This window comes from Psychrobacter sp. M4, assembly GCF_055699795.1.
Window position 1 is genome coordinate 1,012,055 of record NZ_CM146740.1, and the last position, 22,237, is coordinate 1,034,291.

17 protein-coding genes and 2 riboswitches are annotated in these 22,237 nt (G+C 42.5%); of the genes, 10 read left to right on the forward strand and 7 right to left on the reverse strand.

Going from position 1 to position 22,237, the window contains the following annotated elements; all coding sequences use genetic code 11:
* Positions 1-114: 114 nt before the first annotated feature.
* Positions 115-1,740, reverse strand: coding sequence for a phospholipase D-like domain-containing protein (locus ACR63N_RS04350; RefSeq protein WP_472782706.1), 1,626 nt, complete (start codon positions 1,738-1,740; stop codon positions 115-117).
* A gap of 638 nt (positions 1,741-2,378) precedes the next feature.
* Here ACR63N_RS04350 and ACR63N_RS04355 point away from each other — a divergent pair.
* The 4 genes from ACR63N_RS04355 to ACR63N_RS04370 all read left to right on the forward strand — a co-directional run bounded on the left by ACR63N_RS04355 (position 2,379) and on the right by ACR63N_RS04370 (position 6,244).
* Entirely contained in the window at positions 2,379-3,560 is a 1,182-nt protein-coding gene (locus ACR63N_RS04355) for an O-succinylhomoserine sulfhydrylase (RefSeq protein ID WP_472782707.1), read from the forward strand.
* 134 nt (positions 3,561-3,694) lie between these two features.
* Positions 3,695-4,024 (forward strand): YbaB/EbfC family nucleoid-associated protein, encoded by a 330-nt coding sequence (locus tag ACR63N_RS04360; protein ID WP_367103666.1) that lies wholly within the window; start codon positions 3,695-3,697, stop codon positions 4,022-4,024.
* A gap of 151 nt (positions 4,025-4,175) precedes the next feature.
* Positions 4,176-4,769: a recombination mediator RecR gene (gene recR / locus ACR63N_RS04365; protein ID WP_367103665.1), complete on the forward strand. Its 594-nt coding sequence runs from the start codon at positions 4,176-4,178 to the stop codon at positions 4,767-4,769.
* A gap of 143 nt (positions 4,770-4,912) precedes the next feature.
* Positions 4,913-6,244 (forward strand): ribonuclease D, encoded by a 1,332-nt coding sequence (locus ACR63N_RS04370; protein WP_367107184.1) that lies wholly within the window; start codon positions 4,913-4,915, stop codon positions 6,242-6,244.
* Positions 6,245-6,247: 3 nt separating this feature from the next.
* Here ACR63N_RS04370 and ACR63N_RS04375 read toward each other — a convergent pair whose 3' ends face one another.
* The 5 genes from ACR63N_RS04375 to gcvT all read right to left on the reverse strand — a co-directional run bounded on the left by ACR63N_RS04375 (position 6,248) and on the right by gcvT (position 12,902).
* A complete protein-coding gene (locus ACR63N_RS04375) occupies positions 6,248-6,940 on the reverse strand; it encodes an esterase/lipase family protein (RefSeq protein WP_367107185.1) in 693 nt (230 codons plus the stop codon).
* A 176-nt stretch (positions 6,941-7,116) separates the two neighbouring features.
* Complete coding sequence (gene gcvP / locus ACR63N_RS04380; protein ID WP_367109303.1) at positions 7,117-10,062, reverse strand: aminomethyl-transferring glycine dehydrogenase; 2,946 nt, start codon at positions 10,060-10,062, stop codon at positions 7,117-7,119.
* Between the two features lie 85 nt (positions 10,063-10,147).
* Positions 10,148-10,999 (reverse strand): nitroreductase family protein, encoded by an 852-nt coding sequence (locus tag ACR63N_RS04385; RefSeq protein ID WP_472782508.1) that lies wholly within the window; start codon positions 10,997-10,999, stop codon positions 10,148-10,150.
* Positions 11,000-11,197: 198 nt separating this feature from the next.
* Positions 11,198-11,578: a glycine cleavage system protein GcvH gene (gene gcvH / locus ACR63N_RS04390; protein WP_367103660.1), complete on the reverse strand. Its 381-nt coding sequence runs from the start codon at positions 11,576-11,578 to the stop codon at positions 11,198-11,200.
* 148 nt (positions 11,579-11,726) lie between these two features.
* Positions 11,727-12,902: a glycine cleavage system aminomethyltransferase GcvT gene (gene gcvT / locus ACR63N_RS04395; RefSeq protein ID WP_472782509.1), complete on the reverse strand. Its 1,176-nt coding sequence runs from the start codon at positions 12,900-12,902 to the stop codon at positions 11,727-11,729.
* 196 nt (positions 12,903-13,098) lie between these two features.
* Positions 13,099-13,277, reverse strand: a riboswitch (glycine riboswitch).
* Between the two features lie 41 nt (positions 13,278-13,318).
* Positions 13,319-13,445, reverse strand: a riboswitch (glycine riboswitch).
* A 230-nt stretch (positions 13,446-13,675) separates the two neighbouring features.
* On the opposite strand from gcvT, the gene ACR63N_RS04400 reads away from it, so the two are divergent.
* The 6 genes from ACR63N_RS04400 (at position 13,676) to ACR63N_RS04425 (ending at position 21,046) form a co-directional block, all read left to right on the forward strand.
* On the forward strand, positions 13,676-13,996 hold the full coding sequence (locus ACR63N_RS04400; protein ID WP_367103658.1) for a YcgL domain-containing protein: 321 nt from the start codon (positions 13,676-13,678) through the stop codon (positions 13,994-13,996).
* A gap of 39 nt (positions 13,997-14,035) precedes the next feature.
* Positions 14,036-14,752 (forward strand): hypothetical protein, encoded by a 717-nt coding sequence (locus ACR63N_RS04405; protein ID WP_472782510.1) that lies wholly within the window; start codon positions 14,036-14,038, stop codon positions 14,750-14,752.
* A gap of 262 nt (positions 14,753-15,014) precedes the next feature.
* A complete protein-coding gene (locus ACR63N_RS04410) occupies positions 15,015-15,878 on the forward strand; it encodes an AAA family ATPase (RefSeq protein ID WP_367103656.1) in 864 nt (287 codons plus the stop codon).
* A 74-nt stretch (positions 15,879-15,952) separates the two neighbouring features.
* A complete protein-coding gene (locus tag ACR63N_RS04415; protein WP_367109918.1) occupies positions 15,953-17,182 on the forward strand; it encodes a vWA domain-containing protein in 1,230 nt (409 codons plus the stop codon).
* Positions 17,183-17,829: 647 nt separating this feature from the next.
* Positions 17,830-20,511 (forward strand): YadA-like family protein, encoded by a 2,682-nt coding sequence (locus tag ACR63N_RS04420; protein WP_472782511.1) that lies wholly within the window; start codon positions 17,830-17,832, stop codon positions 20,509-20,511.
* A 97-nt stretch (positions 20,512-20,608) separates the two neighbouring features.
* The gene (locus tag ACR63N_RS04425; RefSeq protein ID WP_367103653.1) at positions 20,609-21,046 is read left to right on the forward strand and encodes an outer membrane protein assembly factor BamE; all 438 of its coding nucleotides are present in this window, start codon (positions 20,609-20,611) and stop codon (positions 21,044-21,046) included.
* A gap of 139 nt (positions 21,047-21,185) precedes the next feature.
* Here ACR63N_RS04425 and fdhD read toward each other — a convergent pair whose 3' ends face one another.
* On the reverse strand, positions 21,186-22,160 hold the full coding sequence (gene fdhD / locus ACR63N_RS04430; RefSeq protein ID WP_472782708.1) for a formate dehydrogenase accessory sulfurtransferase FdhD: 975 nt from the start codon (positions 22,158-22,160) through the stop codon (positions 21,186-21,188).
* Between the last annotated feature and the right edge of the window lie 77 nt (positions 22,161-22,237).

Consider the following 22,237-nt stretch of genomic DNA (forward strand, 5'->3'; position numbering starts at 1 on the left):
GAGGTAAATAAGTAGCTTGTACTGATTGAGATCAAGAAAAGATTTCAAGTCAAGCTATTGAACTTTAGTTTGAAGCTCAGGTATTGTTTAATCGTAAGAAGGATGAGTCTAACCCTATAATAGCCAGTCGATGGGCAACCACGACATAATAGTTAACCAGACATGATCAGTTAAATCGACACGTGGCTCGGTATCATATACTACTTTTTCGCCCTCCTCAATGGTATGCCACTGGAGCTGATTATTACCTACAAGCTTAACTTCGTAAGCTTGACTTAACAAATCGTCGCTCAAAGCTTCGTGCAATTGTCTTGCCAGCTCATCATCATTGATAATGACGCCCATTTCAGTATTGATGTTCGCTGAGCGCGGATCAACATTATAAGAGCCGATAAAAACTTGATGATCATCGATAGCAAAGGTTTTAGCATGTAAGCTAGTTGATGATTGACTACGCGCCTTCCAAAGCTTGTTTTCACGCTGCTCTTCACTAGCCGTAGATTTTAACTCATAAATCTTAATTCCTGCGCGTAGCAGCTTTGGACGCCATTGACTATAGCCAGAATGAACTGCCGTTACATCGGTAGCATCAAAAGAGTTGGTCAAAATTTTGATATCAACGCCAGCTTCAGCCAATTGTACAAGGGTATTGACCCCATCTTTAGTGGGCACAAAGTACGAAGAGATAATCGTCAGCTGTTTTGAGGGAGTGCCTAGTAATACACGCAGCTGCTGGACTAGGTTGGTATTACTAGGCACAGACTTATCTAATTTGCCAACATCATCGCTTAAAAATTGCATGTCTGTCCAGCGAAAAGGGACTTGTTTATTCACAAGATCTTCATCGATAGAGGAGTCCTCAACCGCAGCTTTATAAACAGCTAAACTACTACGTGCATCCCGTTTTTCATCGCGGTCTAACTGGTCTAAACCTATTAAAAAATCACTTGTCGTACTTTTATCAGGAGTCACTAAAGTTTGGATATCAAAAGATAGGGGTGATGACCAATAACTGGCAAAACTATTGTCAATATCAGCGACCACTTTACCAATAAGCAGGACATCTAAATCGGCAAATTGGCTATTTTGATCATTACTAAGATACTCATTACCTATATTGCGACCACCGATGATAGTGATTTGTTTGTCAAAAATCATGCTTTTATTGTGCATGCGCCGGTTAATACGCGGCAGACCCGTTACAAAGTTTAGGGCTTGAAACTTACGGTGCATCAAAGGATTGATAATGCGCACCGCAATATTAGGATGACTTGCAAAACGCAATAACTGCTGGTCTAACTGAGCATTACTGTTGAAATCATCCAACAATAAGCGCACAATAACGCCGCGCTCAGCCGCTTCCCATAAATCTTTAAGTAGCAGCTGTCCAGCTTGGTCGTCATGCCATATATAATACTGTACATCGATATTGCGGGTGGCCATATCAGTTAATATACTGCGTGCAGCAAAAGCATTGGCTCCAGTGACAATAGGATGATAACCTGATAAATCAGGATGAATATCGTTTTGTTCACTAATGGCGGCAACCAAATCAGTATTGTTGTTGCTAGTTTCTGTACTTTGATCACTATTTTGTTGATATAAGGCATCAACACGTGCAGATAGTGCTTTACTTTCGAGCAAATGAGGCTGCTTGGGCAAAGTTTGACAAGCGCTTAAACTCAAAGATAGTCCAAGTGTAAGACTCAATGCTAGCCTGTTTGGATTTACGTTTGACATTGCCATAGATGAATTACCTTAACTTTACTTAGAATCATGCTGCACAAAATTGGCTATAAGAGATAGTAAACAAAAGCGCAGTATAAAGGGTTGCCAAGCTTAGCAGGTACAGCAGCATCTGCCTACTAAAAAATGCGTCACTTTTACAAATAACTTTTATAAGTAAAATATGATTAGTAATTTTATGTCAACAATATCAGCTCTACTAAGTACCTAATTTTAAGCAATAACATGGCTTTATTGTTTAGTTGTCTTTTGTTCTTTAATGAAAAAATTGGCCTAGCAGGTGTCTGTAATAAGTGATCATGCTATGATAAAACCCGACATAGATGCTTTTAGCTTTGGTGTTTTTATCGTTTTAAGATTAAATAATAACTAAGCTAAATAAGGTATTTTAGCAGTTTTGCATAACTCATTATAATAACTTTAAGCAGAAGAGACTCTATGAAGTAAAAAGTGCTTTGTAGAGATAACTTTTAAACTTATGATTTAGATGTATTTTTAAATAAGATAATTTTAGTGCAAACATTAGTAATGGAACCTTTATGAGTCAGTCGCAAGTGCAAGATGAACAACAGAATATAGGTTTGGATGCAAACTGGCGCTCCGATGCCTTAGATTTAGATTTGGATTATGGCATGCAAACCATAGCCGTGCGAGCAGGGCAGCACCGCACGGATGAAGGCGAGCACTCAGAGCCTATATTTACTACCAGCTCTTATGTATATGCCTCAGCAAGCGACGCTGCCGCGCACTTTGATGGCACTAAGACGGGCAATGTTTATTCGCGTCATACCAATCCTAGCGTACGTACTTTTGAGCGCCGCCTAGCTGCACTTGAAAATGGCGAACGCGCGGTAGCGACGGCCTCTGGTATGGGCGCTATTTTGACTATGTGCTTAGCTTATCTAAAAGCTGGCGACCATCTGTTAGCCGCCAATCAGCTGTTCGGCTCCTCCATTGGCCTTTTCAATAACTATATGGAAAAATTCGGTGTTGAAGTTAGCTACGTCGACTGCTTTGATAACGATGCTTGGGCAAATGCCGTGCAGCCTAATACCAAGCTTATTTATTGTGAAAGCCCGAGCAATCCACTCGCGCAAATTTGCGATATTGAGTTTTTAAGTCGGTTATCAAAAGCCAATGATATTCTACTCGTAGTGGACAACTGCTTTGCATCTCCCGCTATTCAACGTCCATTGGATCTAGGCGCTGATGTGGTGATTCATTCGGCGACTAAATACTTAGATGGACAGGGCCGCGTACTTGGCGGCGCACTTGTCGGTAGCGATCAGCTCATGCAAGAGGCGTTTACGGTAGTACGCTCAGGCGGTATTAGTATGAGTCCTTTTAATGCTTGGGTGTTTACTAAAGGTCTTGAAACGCTCAAACTACGTATGCAAGCGCACTGCGCTAATGCTAATGAGATTGCACAGTTCTTGGTCAACCATCCCAAGGTAAGCAGGGTACATTTTGCTGGCTTGTCTGACCATCCGGCTCACGATCTTGCTAAACGACAGCATCATATGCAAGACGGCTTTGGGGCGATTATGGGTTTTGAGGTCAAAGCTACAGATGCACTTGATGGCAAAGCTGCTGCTTGGCAGGTGATTGATGCAACAAAAATGATCTCTATCACTAATAATTTAGGCGATGCCAAAACCACGATTACCCATCCTGCGACAACGACGCACTTTCGTTTGTCCCCCGAAGCGCGCGCCGAAGCGGGCGTTAACGATAGTCTTATACGTTTATCTGTAGGACTTGAAGATGTCGATGATATTATCAAAGATTTGGCTCGCGGCTTAGACAGCTTGTAAAGATAGCGGTATAATCATCACTAACTAATTAACGATAATTAGTTAGTGATGATTATTTAGCAATAATTCGATCAATAACCATCGCTTACTATTGTTAAGATTTATTTTTATTCTATAAAGACTAAGAGGCAGTTATGAATATTCAAGCACTTATGCAACAAGCACAAACTATGCAGAAAAAAGTAGAGGCCAACGTTGAGAGTGCCAAAAAAGAATTGGCAAACAAAGAAGTACAAGCAGAAGCGGGTAGTGGTCTAGTAAAAGTGACCATGACTGGTCGTCATGTAGTAAAGCGTTTAAGTATCGATCCAAGTTTGCTTGAAGATGAGCCGGATATGATTGAGGACTTGATCGCCGCGGCTATCAATGATGCGGTTCGCCAAGCCGATGAGCTTTATGAAGAAACAATGGCAGGCGCAACCTCAGGAATGGGCCTGCCACCAGGTATGCAAGGTCTATTTTAAGACTAAATACGATCTAGATATGGCATGTTGCAGTCAAAAGTGGGGTTGTTATCGACACGATACGACCCCATTTTTATAACTACGATTCTAAATTTCTATAATTTTAAATTTCGATGTTTATTGACTTGTATCATACTCAAAGGAAATAACTTTGCTTACAGCCAAATTCGATCAGCTGGTCAAACAGTTACGTATTCTACCCGGTGTGGGTCAAAAAAGTGCCCAGCGTATGGCATTGCACCTACTTACTAAAAAACGTCCACAGGGCATGGCGCTCGCGCAAGCTTTGGATGAGGCGATGCGTGATATCGTTGAGTGCCAGCGTTGTCATAGCTTTAGTGATGAAAATATCTGTCCGCTATGCCAAGATCCAAGGCGTGACGATGGACTGCTATGTGTGGTTGAGACCGCCGCTGATGTGATGGCTATTGAGCAAACGGCAGGTTACCGTGGCCGCTATTTTGTATTGGGTGGTCATCTGTCACCTCTTGATGGTATTAGCGCTGATGACTTAAATATCGACCAGTTGGTGTGGCGTGTCAAACAAGAACCGATTGAAGAGTTGATACTAGCGACGGGTACTACGGTTGAAGGACAAACGACCGCGCACTTTATTAGCGAAGCGGTTAGCCGTCATGTCAAAAAAGTTACGCGTTTGGCGCAAGGCGTGCCTATGGGCGGTGAGCTTGAATACCTTGATAGCATGACCCTTGGACAAGCGCTACAAAACCGCTCTTTTTTATAAACAGTTATTTTTTAACCCTTAGTTCTTTAATTTAGCAGTTTCTGCTACTATAAATTTTTGCTCGCTATTTTCACTCATTAATAGATACTAATTTTAAGTCTTTAGTATCTAGTCCCTTTTCTTATTTAAGCAGGTATCTGCCCGTGTCAAACCCTCCTTCCGCTGTAACCCTCCAAAATCATGCTGCTATTGCTGATATTACTGTCTCAAAAACCTCAACTGTAGTGGAGTCCGATTCACTAAAATCCAGTGATGTCTCTTTAGCAGCGCCAGCTACTGAGCCTGATATTGATGCGCTATTGGATACTGCAGATGAGGTGGCTATCACTTGGGTACGCAAACAGTCGCAGTTGGATGAAGTTATTGAGGCGTTAAAGGTTTGCGGCCGAGTAGCACTGGATACTGAGTTTATCAAACGTGATACTTACTATCCACGCTTGGCGTTGGTGCAAATGAATATCGGTGATCATATTTATTTGTTGGATGCTCCAAAGCTGCAACTACAAGAGGTTTGGCAAGCACTTAGTGAGGTTGATGTGGCCATTTGGCATGCTTGCGGCGAGGATTTAGGGATCTTTTATTTGCTATCAGGCTGTCCGCCTTTGACCAATATCTTTGATACCCAGATTGCGCTATCTTATTTGACCGGAAAGCTACAAATAGGCTATCAGCAGGCGCTTGATAAACAGCTAGATATGCACATTGATAAAGAGCAAAGTCAATCTGACTGGCTACAGCGTCCGTTATCCGATGAGCAAGAGCAATACGCGATCGATGATGTGCGCTTTTTGCCAGCGCTATATTTAAGTCTTGAGTATGAACTCAAAAAACAAGGGTTGTACGCTTATGTCTGGGAGGATTGCCAACTCTATGCACGTGAGCTGCATGAGGCGCAGCATGTTGAAGATGAAGCCATGTATCTAACGATGGCAGATTATCGTTATAACTCCCAGCAAATGGCGATACTACAAGCGGTAGCAACTTGGCGCGAGCAACTCGCACGAGCCACTAATCAGCCGCGTACCTTTATCATCAAAAAACAAGCAGTGCGCGAAATTATTACAGAAAGTCCTAAAAGTATGCGCGAGCTTGCGCAAAAAACCACCGTACACCGCAATATTCTGCGCTTATATGGAGAGGAGCTGCTAAGCGTTATCAGTCAAGCCAAGCAGTTACCAGCGCTGCAGCATCCTACTAGGCTACCTGCTCCGTATCGCTCCAAAAATAAAGTACTGTCAAAAGCGGTACAGCAAGCGATAGATGAGCACGCTCAGCTTATTGGTGTCCCTGCCAATGTCCTTATGCGCAAAAAATGGCTGGGACAATTATATGAAGTTATCGCTTATGATAAAGCGCTCTCTGAGTTGCCAAAGGGTCTACAAGGCTGGCGTTATAAGTGGGTAACGCAGACCTTGATACCGGTTATTGAAGCGCATAAGACTGAACTACAGCAGGGCATGGGTGTTAGCGTTTAATTACTATTTTTTAAACTGCTCATCTCGCAAAAACTCGCCATTTCTCAAAAAATATCCCGTTTGCTGTGCCACATCTTCATTAACTAGCATACCGGTATGGGTGACTGGCATGACCAGATGATCCGTAGCAGTAGCAAGCTTGGTCTCTGACACATAAACCGTACCATCGTGCGCCAGCTGCTCCTCAGATAGCGGTATGCCAGATTTACGCAGTTTGTGATTATGATATTGTAAAAAAGGTTGTCCTAACCCTTTTGCTTTACTACCTGCAATCACGCCAAGTTCTATCTCGTCAGGCAAAGGTGCAACCGTACCATCTAGGGCTTGTTCATACGACTTACCGACCACTGCTGGCATGAGTCGCCAAATATAATCAGCACAAACGCTGCCGTTGTGCGGTGTCCCCAAAGTTACGCAGCGTCTGACTTGCCACTGCGGATAATGCGTCACAAAATCACGAATAATCAAGCCGCCTAAGCTGTGCGCTACTAGGTCTATTGGCTGATCAGGATTATGATTGCTCTCAAGCCAACTATGAAGACGTGCGCTATTGGTTTTGATATCATCGCGCATACTACGGTAGCCGTATTGGTAAGTGTCAAAGCCTTGCGTTTGTAGATATTTTGCCATAGGGCGCATCATAAACGGACCTTGATGCAGACCATGAATAAGAATAACGCGGTTTTTGTCGGGCATACTATATTCCTAAATTTTTGTCGAGTAGATAAATAAGAGTTATTATAGCTTTAAATAGTTGAAAAACTATCTGTAATGGACAAAATAAAAACCTCCAAATCAGCTACTGACTTGGAGGTTTCCTAATTTTAAAAGCTTAATAAAGCTGCTTATATTGGAAACTATATAATTAGAAACTACATATAGTTTTCGATACTAGGGCAAGAACACATTAGGTTCTTGTCGCCATAAACGTCATCGACGCGGCCGACGCTTGGCCAGAACTTATTGGCATGCACGTAAGGTAGCGGGAAGGCTGCGGTTTCACGGCTGTATGGATGCGTCCATTCCTCGCTGGTAATGACAGCCGCTGTATGCGGTGCGTTTTTCAAGGGATTATCCTCAAGTGTCCAGCCCTCATCGCCAGCTTTAGCTTTCATGGCTTCAGCTTTGATAGATTTTAGGGCGCTAATAAAGCGATCAATCTCCTCTTTAGATTCAGACTCGGTCGGCTCAATCATCAAGGTACCCGCGACAGGGAAACTCATAGTTGGCGCATGGAATCCATAATCCATCAAACGCTTAGCGATATCGCTCTCTGTGATACCAGTCTCTTCTTTGAGCGGACGGATATCGATGATACATTCGTGCGCCACACGACCGTTCTTGCCAGCATAAAGAATAGGGTAGTCATCTTTGAGCTGATCTGCCACGTAGTTGGCGTTTAACAGCGCTAGATTAGTTGCTTTGAGCAGACCATCACGGCCCATCATCGCAATATACATCCACGAAATCGGTAAAATACTGGCCGAACCATAAGGTGCTGCTGATACGGCTGAGCAGTCTTTTTGTGCATTGAATACTGGAACCTGAGTGTGGTTGGCCATAAATGGTGCTAAATGCGCTTGCATACCAATGGGCCCCATACCTGGACCACCGCCGCCATGCGGAATACAGAAGGTTTTATGTAAGTTCATGTGCAGGACATCCGCGCCCACATCCGCAGGCTGCATGATGCCAACCTGGGCGTTCATATTAGCGCCGTCCATATATACTTGACCGCCGTGCTTATGGATCAAATCACAAATCTTACGAATGCCTTCTTCAAACACGCCGTGCGTTGAGGGATAAGTGATCATCAGCGCGCCAAGATTGTCGCTATGCTCTTCACATTTAGCAGTTAAGTCCTCGATATCAACGTTACCATTGTCATCGGTTTTGACCACCACCACTTGCATTCCCATCATGATAGCAGTAGCAGGGTTAGTACCATGCGCCGATTGGGGAATGAGGCAAACATCACGGTTCGGCTGACCTAAAGATTCATGATAACGGCGAATAGCAAGAATGCCTGCATACTCACCAGAGGCGCCAGAATTTGGCTGCATAGATACCGCATCAAAACCAGTAATGGCTTTGAGCTGCTCTTGTAAGCTCTCAATCATCTCAAGATAGCCCGATACCTGATCAAGAGGAGCAAAAGGATGGACATTGGCAAACTCAGGCCATGTGATCGGTAGCATCTCGCTAGAAGCGTTCAATTTCATCGTACAGCTACCAAGCGAGATCATACTACGATTCATTGCTAAGTCTTTGTCTTCTAGAGATTTTAGGTAGCGCAGCATCTCATGTTCAGTATGATGCGAGTTAAAGACCGGATGCGTTAAGATGTCATCCGTACGCAGATGCGTATCGCTCAAAGAAACCGTAGCTGCTTCAGGTAAATCATGACCTTTATTGACAAACAGTTGAGTCAAAACACTAAAGTCTTCTTGATTGCTGATTTCACTAAAAGCTACCGCAAGTTTGGTCTCACCGAAACGCCATAAGTTATAGCCCACATTATCAGCGTTTTCAAATATTTGTGTCGCTAGCTTCTCTGAGCCGCAATCAACCACTACCGTATCAAAAAACTGATCATGCACGACGCTTAGTTTGTTGTCGTCATCGGTATTTTTGATGGCGTCTGCAAAGGCAGTTGCAAAAGCATGAATACGCGTCGCAATGCGTTTAACGCCGCTTGGACCATGATAAACGGCATACATGCCCGCAAGGTTGGCAAGCAGTACTTGCGAAGTACAAATGTTAGAGTTGGCTTTTTCGCGGCGAATATGCTGCTCACGGGTTTGTAGCGCCATACGCAGAGCGGTATTGCCTTGTGCGTCTTTTGAGACGCCAATGATACGACCAGGCGCTGAACGTTTAGCTTTTTCAGAAAAAGCAAAGTAGGCAGCGTGCGGACCACCAAAGCCCATAGGAATACCAAAACGCTGTGTGCTACCTAAAGCAATATCAGCGCCCATATCGGCTGGCGATTTGAGTAGTACTAAGCTCATTATATCGCTTGCAACTGCGGTATAAGTTTTATTGGCTTTGACTGCACTGATTACATCAGTTAGGTCTTTAACATCACCCTCGGCACCAACGTACTGAAATAACGCACCAAAATAGTCACCAGATTTAGCTAATTCAAAGTCGCCAACTACCACATCCCAACCAAAGTATGTAGCGCGGGTACGGATGACGTCTAGCGTTTGCGGGTAAACACGCTCATCAACGAAATACTGGACTGACTTGCTCTTACTCATGCGCTTGGACATGGCCATCGCTTCAGCCGCAGCTGTCGCCTCGTCAAGTAATGAAGCACCAGCCATCTCAAGACCCGTTAGATCAATACAGACTTGCTGAAAGTTAAGTAATGCTTCCAAGCGGCCTTGCGCAATCTCAGCCTGATAAGGGGTGTAGGCAGTGTACCAACCTGGATTCTCAAGCACGTTACGCTGAATGACCGCAGGCATGCGTACCGGTGAATAACCTTGACCGATGTAGCTTTTATTAACGGTGATGTTGTCCGCCATCGCACGCAGTCGAGCTAGGGCAGCGTGTTCACTCATTGCCAGTGGCAAGTCCAGCTCTTTATGCAAACGTACAGGCTCAGGCACTGTCTCGTCAATAAAGTTTGCCATATCATTGTAACCAATAGCACTTAATAAATCGGCTTGCTTGGCATCGTTAGAACCTAAATGGCGATAAACGAATTCCGCTTCGTTGAACAAATCTTTGAAAGTATCAAAGCTAGGTTTTTGCGAATCGTTTTCTTTAGCGCTAGACTTTTGGTCATTAGGGTTTCGAGAGATAGTCATAATAATCCTTGTAAGCTTTAGTAATACAAGCAGTAAGTCTGCTAAACGTAAGTAATAAAGAGTGTCTAATGTTTAGCGTATGAGATTAAACATAATGTACAAATTGGGTTTGATCAAAACGAAACTGGGCACTATAAATACCATTATCAGCGCGCTCACCTGCGCCAATCATCATCACCACATGGTGATCATCACCCAGACCTAGTAGTTTCTTTATCGCTGGCTCATCAAAACCGCCCATCGGACAGCTATCAAACCCATATGCACGCAAGGCAAGCATTAAGTTTTCAGCAGCAAGGGCGGTATTATTAGTCGCCCAGTTTTTAACATCGTCAAAAGTATAATAAGGCGATTTAATAGGTCCCTTAACCCGTCTAACCACTTGGATAGCGCCCCATTTGGCAACGGATATAGCATTTGCAGGTCCACGCAAAAAATCTAGTGTCACTACTTTATTGTAATAATCCTTTACCTTCTTTGGTACAGGAGTAGTTGGGTATTCACGCAGTACTTGCTTAGCGTGATCGTGCCAGTTATCGGTGCGTGCTACTACCGCGATGAGCCTTACTGACGTTTTTGCCGCATTTTGATTCATACAAATTTTGATAGCTTGTTGGCGCTTATCACTACTATCAAGCACATAAAATTCCCACGGCTGCAAATTGCTAGAGTTTGGCGCAAGCATGGCTAAACGAAGACAGTCTGCAAGCACTTCATCAGGTATCGGTTTGTCGGTAAAACGGCGTACCGAACGACGTGATTCGACTACTTGCCGGAACGCTTGCAGATGTGGCGTAGCTTTACCATTATTACTAACCTCTATCTGCCTATCTTGAGCGTCATGTGTAGCAGCGCTATCAATACGGCGACTGACAATACTATTATCAGTAGCACTAACAGTTCTATGAGCGTTCTTATCAGTATCGGCTGGTTTCATTATAGTTCCATAGCAGATATAACTAAAAGAGTAGAGAAATTTGATACAAATGGTCTATACCAGCTTGATTAAACAACTGGCGATAGAGTCTTAATTCAACAAATAAGGAGGCAGATATTAAAGCGTGTTAATATCTGCAAGGTATAAGATCTTATATGGAGGCTAATCAATACACTAAAATAGCGGTTAACAAAAAAATTACAGCTCGTTTTCGTAATCTTCAGCACTCATAAGCGCTTCATAATCTGCTATATTGTCAGGTTTCATTCTAAAGAACCAACCGTCACCATAAGGGTCTGAGTTAATAATCTCAGGATCATCTTCAAGACTCTCATTAATAGCAACGATCTCGCCTGAGATTGGCGCATAGACGTCAGATGCTGCTTTTACAGACTCGACGACTGAGATCTCATCATCAACAGCGATAGTATCACCCACGTCAGGTAGCTCAACAAATACCACATCACCAAGCAGATCTTGGGCATGGTCGGTAATGCCGACGGTGATCGTACCGTCATCTTCTAGACGCAGCCACTCGTGACTTGCAATATATTTTAGTTCAGCTGGAATATTGCTCATAAAATGCTCCTTTGGATAAATTTAAAACACAGGGATGATTATAACTATAAGGATAGCTATAACTAAAGGGTACAAAAATCAATTATCGGTGATGATCAACTAGCAATCAAATACCATTTGTTAAAGGTAGACCCTCACTAAAATCAATCTACTGATCAAATTGCGCTTTACCATTACGTACAAAAGGCAGTTTTAGTACGCGTACATCAACGAATTTACCTTTACCGCGTAGATCAATTTGAACCTTATCATCTTCTGATAAGCTGGCAGGAACGCGAGCAATAGCGATAGAGTTTTTGAGGCTAGGAGAAAAGGTCCCGCTGGTAATGATACCCGTTTGCTCATTATCCGAGCCTTGATTGATGGTAACTTCCATACCTTCACGTAATACTCCGCGAGAGGTGAGTAGCAAGCCCACTTGTTTCATAGCAGTATTGTCATCTTTAGCTTGCTGACGTTTGCTCACCAAGGCTTTGCGGCCAACGAAATCACGATCGTCTTTCAAGGCCAGTGTCCAGCCCATATTACATTCATATGGACTAACACTCTCATCCATATCGTGACCGTAAAGGTTCATACCTGCTTCCATACGCAGCGTATCACGCGCGCCAAGACCGGCAGGTTTAATACCCGAGGCTTTTAGCTGCTCAAAAAAGGCTGGCGCTTCATCGCCATGCATAATGACCTCAACACCATCTTCACCGGTATAACCTGTGCGAGCGACAAACCAGTCTGGGCCTTCAATATCACTTAAGTCGGCACCAACGAACGGTTTTAATTCAGAGAGCGTATCAGCCCAGCTTGGTTTTACTTGTGCCAGCTTTTTGACCGCATTTGGGCCTTGCACGGCAAGCATAGCCAGCTCTTCGCGCTCGTTAAGATCTACCTCGAAACCTTCAGCAACTTTATGGAACTGCGCCATATCTTTATCACGAGTGGCCGCGTTAGAGACGATGCGGTACTCGGTTGCCTCTTCATTCATAAGGTAAACAATAAGATCGTCGATTACGCCTCCTTGCTCGTTTAGCATAGGAGAATATAGCGCTTTGCCCACAATTTTGAGTTTGTCGACATCATTAGCGAGCAGCTTTTGTAGCCAAGCTTTGGCGTCGCTACCTTTGACATCAACTATGACCATATGTGAGACATCAAACATACCAGCGTCAGTACGCACTGCGTCATGCTCTTCGATTTGTGAGCCATAATGAATAGGGAGCTCCCAACCAGAGAAGTCCACCAGTTTGCCCTCACTATCGACGTGAGACTGGTAGAGAGGCGTGCGTTTAGGGGTTTGAGTAGTGGAGTTCTGAGAAGTAGCAGTCATGACAAATCCTTGTATTTACGCTATTTATACTTTCAAATATTTTGTACTTGCAAATACAATTTGAATAAGTAAAGTTTAGCGTGTTAACAGTGGTAAGAGGCAATAAGGCAAAGGGGCCTATTGCAAAAAGGGTAGCCCAAAAACAGTAGCCTAAAAAAGCTATAGATCAAACAGACACCAAACGTCTGTTTAAGCAAAAGCCCTATCTGTCCTGTGACCTGAGATTTTCAACATGAACTAAGCATTTAGTTTTAGTAACTTTTATAGATAAGATGCTATATAAAAGATACTATAAAGCTATATTAAAACCTAGTCATGTTTTCTCCCCTTCGGTGGGTAAGTTATTTATACTTACCACTCTCCAGATTTGTTATGCCGCTGCGCTATTGATAAGCTAATAAGTGATAAGCAGTAGCATGCGTTTTTCAGTCCTTTTACCTGAGCGATTGGCAGGGTGGATGCGCCTTCGGTGGTTTATTAATAAAGCTAGACTGCGTATAATAGACACAATCTTTTATCAAAACACTCTCCTGAAAAACGCTTTCATTATGAAAGGTTCACACCCTTTTTACAAGTCTTCAAACGCTTTAAAAGCAATAAACTGATAGAAAATACGATTTACTGAATAAAATGCGTATAAGTTAAGCTTTTAACAAACCTCAACTTGTAAAGCTGGTGATAAGAATACTACCTAAAGTCACTGTTGGTAATAGAGCAAATTATGCTAGGATATTTCAATCTATGTTTGTCTTAAAATTATAATAGGTATTTTTATGCATTGTGATGTCTACAAATTTCCCAAGCACGACGATATGTATGTCTATATTGCTCGCCCCGACTATCCTGATGATACTGACGAAATCAAAGACTGGCTGAGCGTATTACCTAAAGACTTTCGCGCCAGCTTAGGGGTTAGTAAGTTTGTTATACACCTAGATTTGGAAACAACGCCAAAGCTTGCTCGTGTCGATAAAGAAGAAGTACTCTCAAAGCTAAAATCACAAGGTTATTTTGTGCAGATGCCACCACAAGATGTGATGCGTCGTCAAGCAGAATTACGTGCTCTTGAAGCGCAAAACAATATCTATGATTAACAACAATATTTACGATTAACTGCAGGTATCTAAACCCGAATGGATTGGTTAAAAAATATTTTACAAAGCTTACCACTGGATAAAATTAGTGACATTCTCGGTGAGATCGTTATCTGGTGGAGTCAGCTGGTAAGAAACGTTCCTCCTGCTGACCTACCGATGTATGCTTATTTGGGTGGCTCTATTTTAGTGCTACTTTTGTGGATATTGGTCGCCCGTATGATGCCACGTCCATTGGGTGGTATGAGCTGGATGATACTATTTGCAGTTCTTTTAGCACCCGGGACTGCGCTCAGTGACCCCGGTGTGATTGCGCCGGCGAGTATCAGTGTGGTCTATGCCGTCATGATGAAAGATTTTGCGGCCGCGGTTACCAATGCTTTGCCTATTTTGGTTGTTTTAGTGGTGGGACTGTTTATTGGGTTTGTCTGGCAGCTTATACGTGGTGCTTTTGATTCAAGTCTGGATAAAGCACGCTTGCGCACCGCTGAGGACACTCAAGCCAATATGCAGCTGGCGACTGGTAATTATCTGGCAGGTCATACTGCTAAACAAGATAAACAGACCGTTACTCTCAAAAAAACGTCTACGACTGCTGCGCAACAACCCAAAAGAGGATTGCTTACTGAAAAACCGACTAAAATCTCCGTGGCGCAAAAAATTGTTGCAAAAGCTAAAACAGCCAAGAAGTCGGCTGAAGATAATGACATAGAGAAATCTATAACAACAGACAACGAGAATAAAAGTAATAAATGATAATTAGCATTCTGTATTCACTGTTTGCTAGACGTCACAAAAGACACTACTGAGTGTCTTTTTTTACGAACTACCACTGCTTTTTGATAGTAATAGATCAGTTACAGTCTAGCATAGATATAAACGCAAGAGTGTTTTGCTATCAAAGTTAGCTGTGCTAATCTAAATAATCATAAAATGCTAATCGTTCTTAAATACTTTCTTATATAAAATATTTTCTTATTATAAAACACCGATTGATAACCATTATTGAGATTTGACTATGACCACCGCTAATAATACCAAACCAAGCTTTACCGGTACCGATAGCTATATTGCCACTGACGATCTACAACTGGCTGTTAATGCAGCTATGACGCTACAAAAACCACTCTTGATCAAAGGGGAACCTGGTACCGGTAAGACTTTACTTGCCGAAGAAGTGGCAGAAAGCTTAGGTATGCCACTCATTACTTGGCATATCAAATCAACAACTAAAGCTGAGCAAGGCTTGTATGAGTATGACGCCGTATCGCGTCTACGTGACTCTCAATTAGGTGACGACAAGGTTTATGAGATTGGCAACTATATTAAACCTGGTAAGTTGTGGGAAGCTTTTACCAGTAACGAGCGCAGTGTATTGCTGATTGATGAGGTGGATAAAGCAGATATTGAGTTCCCAAATGATTTACTTCACGAGCTAGATAAAATGTCTTTTTATGTTTATGAGACTGGCGAGACCATTACCGCAGAGCAGCGTCCTGTGGTGATTATTACCTCAAATAATGAAAAAGAGCTGCCTGATGCGTTTCTGCGTCGCTGTTTTTTTCATTATATCGACTTTCCAGAAGAGCAAACCATGCGTCAGATTATTGATGTGCATTTTCCTAACATTCAAGAAAAGCTTGTCAATAACGCGCTCGATATTTTTTATAAACTACGTGGTATCAAAGGACTTAAAAAACCACCATCAACGTCAGAACTGGTCGACTGGTTAACGTTATTGTTGGCAGATGATATGGCGCAAGATGAGCTGGAAGAGAACTTACGCGGAGAGAAATCTATCCCGCCGTTATATGGCGCACTACTTAAGAATGAAGCAGATGTGAGCTTGTTACAGCGTTTTGCCAATATGATGCGTCGTTAGTAGCGGCTATATAGATGCTATTGATATAGTGCTATGCCCATTAAAAACATTAGCTAATAAGTGATATGTATCTTATGTTCATAAAACTATTTTATACCTTGCGTACTTATGGTGTTCCTGTCAGCACTCGTGAGCTGCTTGACTTAAACGCAGCGCTTGAAGCGGGGCTTATGATGCAGCCTATTTCATCTACAGAAGATGAGGATTTATACACCTTTGCTAGCCGCGAGGATATGTATCAGCTTATTCGCCTGTGTATGGTCAAAGATGAGCGTCACTTTGATAAATTTGATCGCGCGATGGCTGATTATTTTGAGGGCGTAGACAGTGTAGACATTGATGAGTTGATGGCAAAACTCACTGATATTCCCAAAGAATGGCTGGATCTAAAGCTTGATCCAAAAAACTTAACGGACGAGCAGCGACGACTGCTCAAAAAATATGGCTCTCTTGAGGAGCTGATGAAAGCTTTAGAGGAGCGTCTTCAAGAGCAAAAAGAGCGTCATCAAGGTGGCAGTAAATGGGTAGGTACCGGTGGTACTTCACCGTTTGGTGCTTATGGTGAGCACTCTGAGGGAGTACGAGTGGGCGGGGAGTCGCGCAAGCGCAGTGCGGTTAAAGTCTGGGAGCAGCGCAAATACCGTAATCTTGACGATGATAACCTGCTGGGCACACGCCAAATTCAAATGGCACTACGCAGTTTGCGTCAGTTTGCGCGCACCGGTAGCGCTGATGAGCTAGATATCCATGAGACCATTAAACGCACTGCTAAAAAAGGTTTACTTGATATTCAGATGCAAGCTGAGCGTCGCAACCGCGTTAAAGTACTGATGTTATTCGATGTTGGTGGTAGTATGGATGTGCACGTCGAAGCTTTAGAAAAGCTGTTCTCTGCTGCTAAAAATGAATTTAAAACGCTAGAGTTTTTCTATTTTCACAACTGTCTGTATGACTATGTTTGGCAGGATAACAATCGTCGCCACAGCGCCCCTATGCCAACCTTTGATCTTCTTAACAAATATGGCCGAGAATATCGTGTTATATTCGTCGGTGACGCTTCAATGTCACCATATGAACTATTCTCAGTAGGCGGCAGTGTTGAGTATATGAATCATGAAGCAGGCGCGGTGTGGTTGAAGCGAGTAATAGATCATTTTGATAAGGTGGCTTGGTTAAACCCTGAAGAACCTGCTTACTGGTCTTTTACTCAAACTATAGGTGAGATCAAAAAATTAGTTGATGATCAGATGTATCCTATGACATTACATGGCATAGAAGAGATGACTACTTATCTAGCAAGGTAAAATAGTACTCATATAAGCGTTACCTTTACCTGTAACTCTGATAAATGTATGTTGTAAATATGTTTTATATACTAAACTGCTAATAATACTGAAATTCTTATTAATTAACAATTGATCGATTTTTAGTTGATGAATGGTAAAACTGATATAGCTTTTATTCGATATTAAGTAAAATTTTTGACACTACCTGTGTTGACTATCAATTTTTAACGAAAAACCTCAAACCTTTATTACTAAGGTTTGAGGTTTTTTTATATTTACAAAGCAAGCTAATGCTAGAGCTACATTAAAAATAGTTTAGATATTTTATCAAGATATAACTTATATCTAATAAACTTTAGTTTATTTAGTGAGTAACCTGACGAGCGGTAGTAAATAACTTACCAACGGTATTGTTACTATAGACGTAAATTCGTTAATATGAATATATAGATTCGGAAACATGAATATACATGGCAGCAATCGTATTACAGTATAAAACGTTCTAGTCACTTAGACCTTGATAAGGGTTACATTTTCTAAAGTGTAATTTTTATCAAGGTCTATGCGTTAAAACTAGATATCGTCCTATTTTGTAATTCAAATGCTCTAAATAACGAATTTTAGTTTGTTTTCATACTCAGTAGGTTTATTCAGGAATACATACTATGAATCACAATTATAAAGTCATTTGGAACGACGCCCTAAAATGTTTTACTGCAGTTGCTGAGCACGCTAAAGCCTGCGGTAAATCATCAAAATCGTCTGTCACCTCAAGCGCTATAAGCTCGTCTAACAATATGATGTCTATTGTTACTACCAAAAGCTCATCTGTTTTGCGCTTAAGTAAGCTGCGCTCAACCATGGTAGCAGCAGGCTTAACAAGTCTAGCACTTAGTCTATCTGTACCGGCTGTCGCTGCAGTTGGTGTCAATGGAGGTGTTGGAGATGGTACTGCTATCTCTGCCTGTATCAACGGTAATCAAAATGCTAATTCTGGACTTAATTCAGAAACTGATCCTAACGCTATAGCTAGCTACAATATAGCTATAGGCTGTTCGACAAGTACTGAAACTACTCAGATTAGAATTGCTGATAGACAAAATCCAAACTATACAGGGACAACCTTCACTCCGAACAATCAAATTGTAGGTTCAGTAGCTATTGGTACAGGTTCTAGAGCTGATATTGAGATGGGTCTAGCGGTAGGTCAATATGCAACTACTAGTGGTCTCTCCGGTGTAGCGATCGGTACGGGCACGCTCTCTAGTGGCAATACGGCTATTGCTGTAGGTCGTCAGTCTGTCGCTACTGGTAATTATTCGCAAGCTATGGGTAATGTAGCCTCGGCTACTGGTGATGGTTCATTAGCTATTGGTCACTCTACGACTGCAACAGGTTATCGAGCTATTGCTATTGGCGCTGCAGATATCGAAAACGCTACGCCAAGCTTCGGTCAAGCAGGTGCCAATTATCAACCAGTAGATCAAACCACAGCTTCTGCTCGAGACTCTATCGCGTTTGGTAGCGGTGCGCAAGCTACCACTGAAGGAGCCGTGGCACTAGGTAGCGGTTCTAATACTGCAACTAATGCCAATAGCGTAACTAGTGCTACTATTAATGGCAATACTTATGGCAACTTTGCTGGATCAACCAATATTGCAGCTGGTGATCAAATATCCGTTGGCGCAAGTGGACAAGAACGTCAAATCAAAAACGTTGCTGCAGGTAACGTAACAGCAACCAGTACAGATGCTATTAATGGCAGTCAGCTGTTTTCAGTTGCCGACACTCTAAATGAAGGCATCAGCAACAATACCACCAACATTACCAACAATGCCAACAGCATTGAGGCAGGTATTAATTTTGGCAACGGTACTACCAATAACAACTTTGCATTAGGCGATACCATCGCTGTGACTGGTGATGATAATCTAACTTCGGTAACTACGGCTAACGGGGTACAGGTTCAACTAAATAGAGATTTAGCGCTAAATAGCGTTACTACTGGTAATACACTTGTTGATAATGACGGTATAACGCTAACAGGTGGTAGCAACCAAACCATTAGACTTAGCAATAACGGTCTAAATAATGGCGGCAATAGAATTACCAATGTAGCTCGAGCCACTGAAGGCACGGACGCGGTCAACTTTGATCAATTAAACGAAGTGCGAGACAGCGCTACTTCCGCTAACCAAGGTTTTAACGTTAGTGCTCAAGGCGATAACTCGAGTACAGTAAGACCGGGCGATAGCGTTGATTTTAATAACCAAGATGGCAATATTACGGTATCTAAAGATGCTGATAGCAACGATGTCAGCTTTGATTTAAACCAAAACGTTAATTTAGATAGTGCAACCTTTGGCGATGTAGTGATCTCAGCTAATGGTCTAGATAATGGTGGCAATACTATTACCAATGTTGCTAATGGGACAGTTGCTCAAGGTTCTAGCGATGCTATAACTGGCGATCAGCTCAACAGTACAGCAGATTCTATTGCCAGCGTAATTGGTGGCAATACTGTGAACAATGGCGGTATCATTACCACGACTAATATCGGCGGTACTGGTCAAGATACTATCGATGGCGCTATCGGATCTATTCAGCAAGGCACGGCAGATACTAATGAAGCAGTTTCTAACAATACTACCAACATTGCCACCAACACCACTAACATTACCAACAATACCAATAGGCTTGACGGTGGTCTTAATTTTGGCGCTGATAATGGTAATAATATTAATAAACCGATAGGAGATGGTAGCGTTCTTAGCTTTGTGGGCGATAATAATATCACTACTACAACTGAAGGTAGCAGTATCCGATTTAACCTGAACGGCAATATTAACGTAGATAGTGTTACAACGGATAGAGTTGTCGCTGGAAACACAACGATCAATAACAACGGCTTGACTATCACTGGTGGTCCAAGTGTTACCACAGAGGGTATTGATGCTGCAAACACGGTTATTACTAATGTAGCCGATGGGGTGAATGTCAACGATGCCGTTAACCTAGGTCAACTTAATAGTATTGATAGACAAGTTAATGGTCAAATCGCAGATCTTGATAGAGATATCAATGATTTGGGATACCGAGTAGATGACGTAGAAGACGATGCTAATGCCGGTATTTCAGCGGCGATGGCGATGTCTTCGCTACCACAAGCTTATCTTGCCGGTAAATCAATGGTAGGTGGGGGTATTGCTTCATATAACGGCGAGAGTGCAGTTGCCATTGGGGTATCAAGAGTCTCTGACAACGGTCGCTGGGTGATGAAAATAAATGGTACAGCAGATACTCAAGGTAATGCTGGCGGTGCTGTCGGTGCAGGCTTCCATTTTTAACTCAATCAAAATGCATTAGGATAATGTCTGTGCTCAAGTAGGCAGACATTATCAAACGACTTGCGTAAATCACTCACGACACATTAAGGAAAAAACAATGAATCTATCTATATACCGCTATGGGCTTCTAACCACAGCTCTTACATTTGCAGTAACTGGCTGTACTTGGCATGTAAGCCCAGGAGCACAATACGGCTCTGTTAATCCTGATGAGCTAGTATTTCCTGATCAAGCCCAAGCATGGCAAAAAGAAGGCAAAATCGTTGAACAAAGCGATGTTGCCAAGATCAAAGTTGGTTTTACAAAAGAAGAGATTGCGCAGCTGATCGGTACGCCGCATTTTCAAGAAGGATTTAACGCCCGCGAATGGGATTACATTCTTAAATTCTATGATATGGATAATAATGTCGAGACCTGTCGCTACAAAGTTATCTTTGATAATGGCTATGAAGGTAAGCTGCGTGGCGATCGGTTCCAAGCCACCGAAATTTATTGGCAACCTGCTTCCTGCGCCAAATACAGTCAAGCCATGTAATAATTTAATTAAACCATAATTTTATAAATAAAAAAGCAAGATAATTACGAAGCAAGATAGTCACATAGTCGCTATCTTGCTTTAATTTTTAGCCAATACAAGTCTTTGAATTTGCCAATCTTTTACAGAGTTTAAATGCTCAAACCATTTGAATCCCTGAATAATAAGTCACCCTATCATCCCGTAAAAACCCAGCTAAGCCCAATCCATAACGCTGGGCAACTCGTACCGCTGTACTGGTAGGCGCGGACATACCGACGAGCCAAGGCAGACGTATACGGATAGATTTTTGTACCAACTCAATTGATAACCGCGAAGTCATCACCACACATTCAACCTTTCTCTTATGGCGTAGCTGCCAGCCAATAAGTTTATCAAGCGCATTATGACGCCCTACATCTTCAAACAAATATAACTTCTCTGCTTGCATAGTCGCAGCGGCATGGACAGCACCAGTAAGCTGATGAGTATGCTGCGTTGTATTTATCTGTGTTCGGATGTTGAGTAGATAATCAAGACTAGGTTTGGCGCTTTGAGTGTCTACCATCTTTTGACTATAAAGGTTTAAATCGGGTAAGGCTTGGTTTAGGCCGGTGATACCGCACATACCGCAGCCAGTACGGCCTGCTAGCTGTCGCCTTTGGGCTTGAATACGCTGGTGACAGCGCTGGTTTAAAACCAGCTCAACTACATAAGTATCATAGTCAAGCAGATGCTCAGACAAGGACTCAAACAGTAGCGAGTCGTCGGTTGAAGCGGGGGTAAAACTTTGAAAGCTAGCTATATCAGTAAGATGAGTGACCTCCCAATCCAGCAGCTCATGACTGTGCTCAATCAATCCTTCACTGAATAAAAAGCCAATAGCCAAATACTCTAGCTGGCTTGGGCTTGCCATCAGCACTGCATAGTGAATGCCATTAATAACGATAGCAACCGCTGCTTCTACTGCCAAACTTACCGGTTTACTTTCAACATATGGCTGATTAAACTGCTTGTCTTCATAATTATCCAATAAATAATAATATTTTTGCGTCAAATGGGGGCGTGCAAGCGGTGTTACAGAAGAAGGCAATAGAGTATCAGTTAAGACAGGTGATTGAGGTTTATCAATCATATTGCAAGATGTTGTATAAGATACCGAATCAGATGATGTATCGGTTTGGGGTAGGGTATTTACTAAGACGCGAGTGT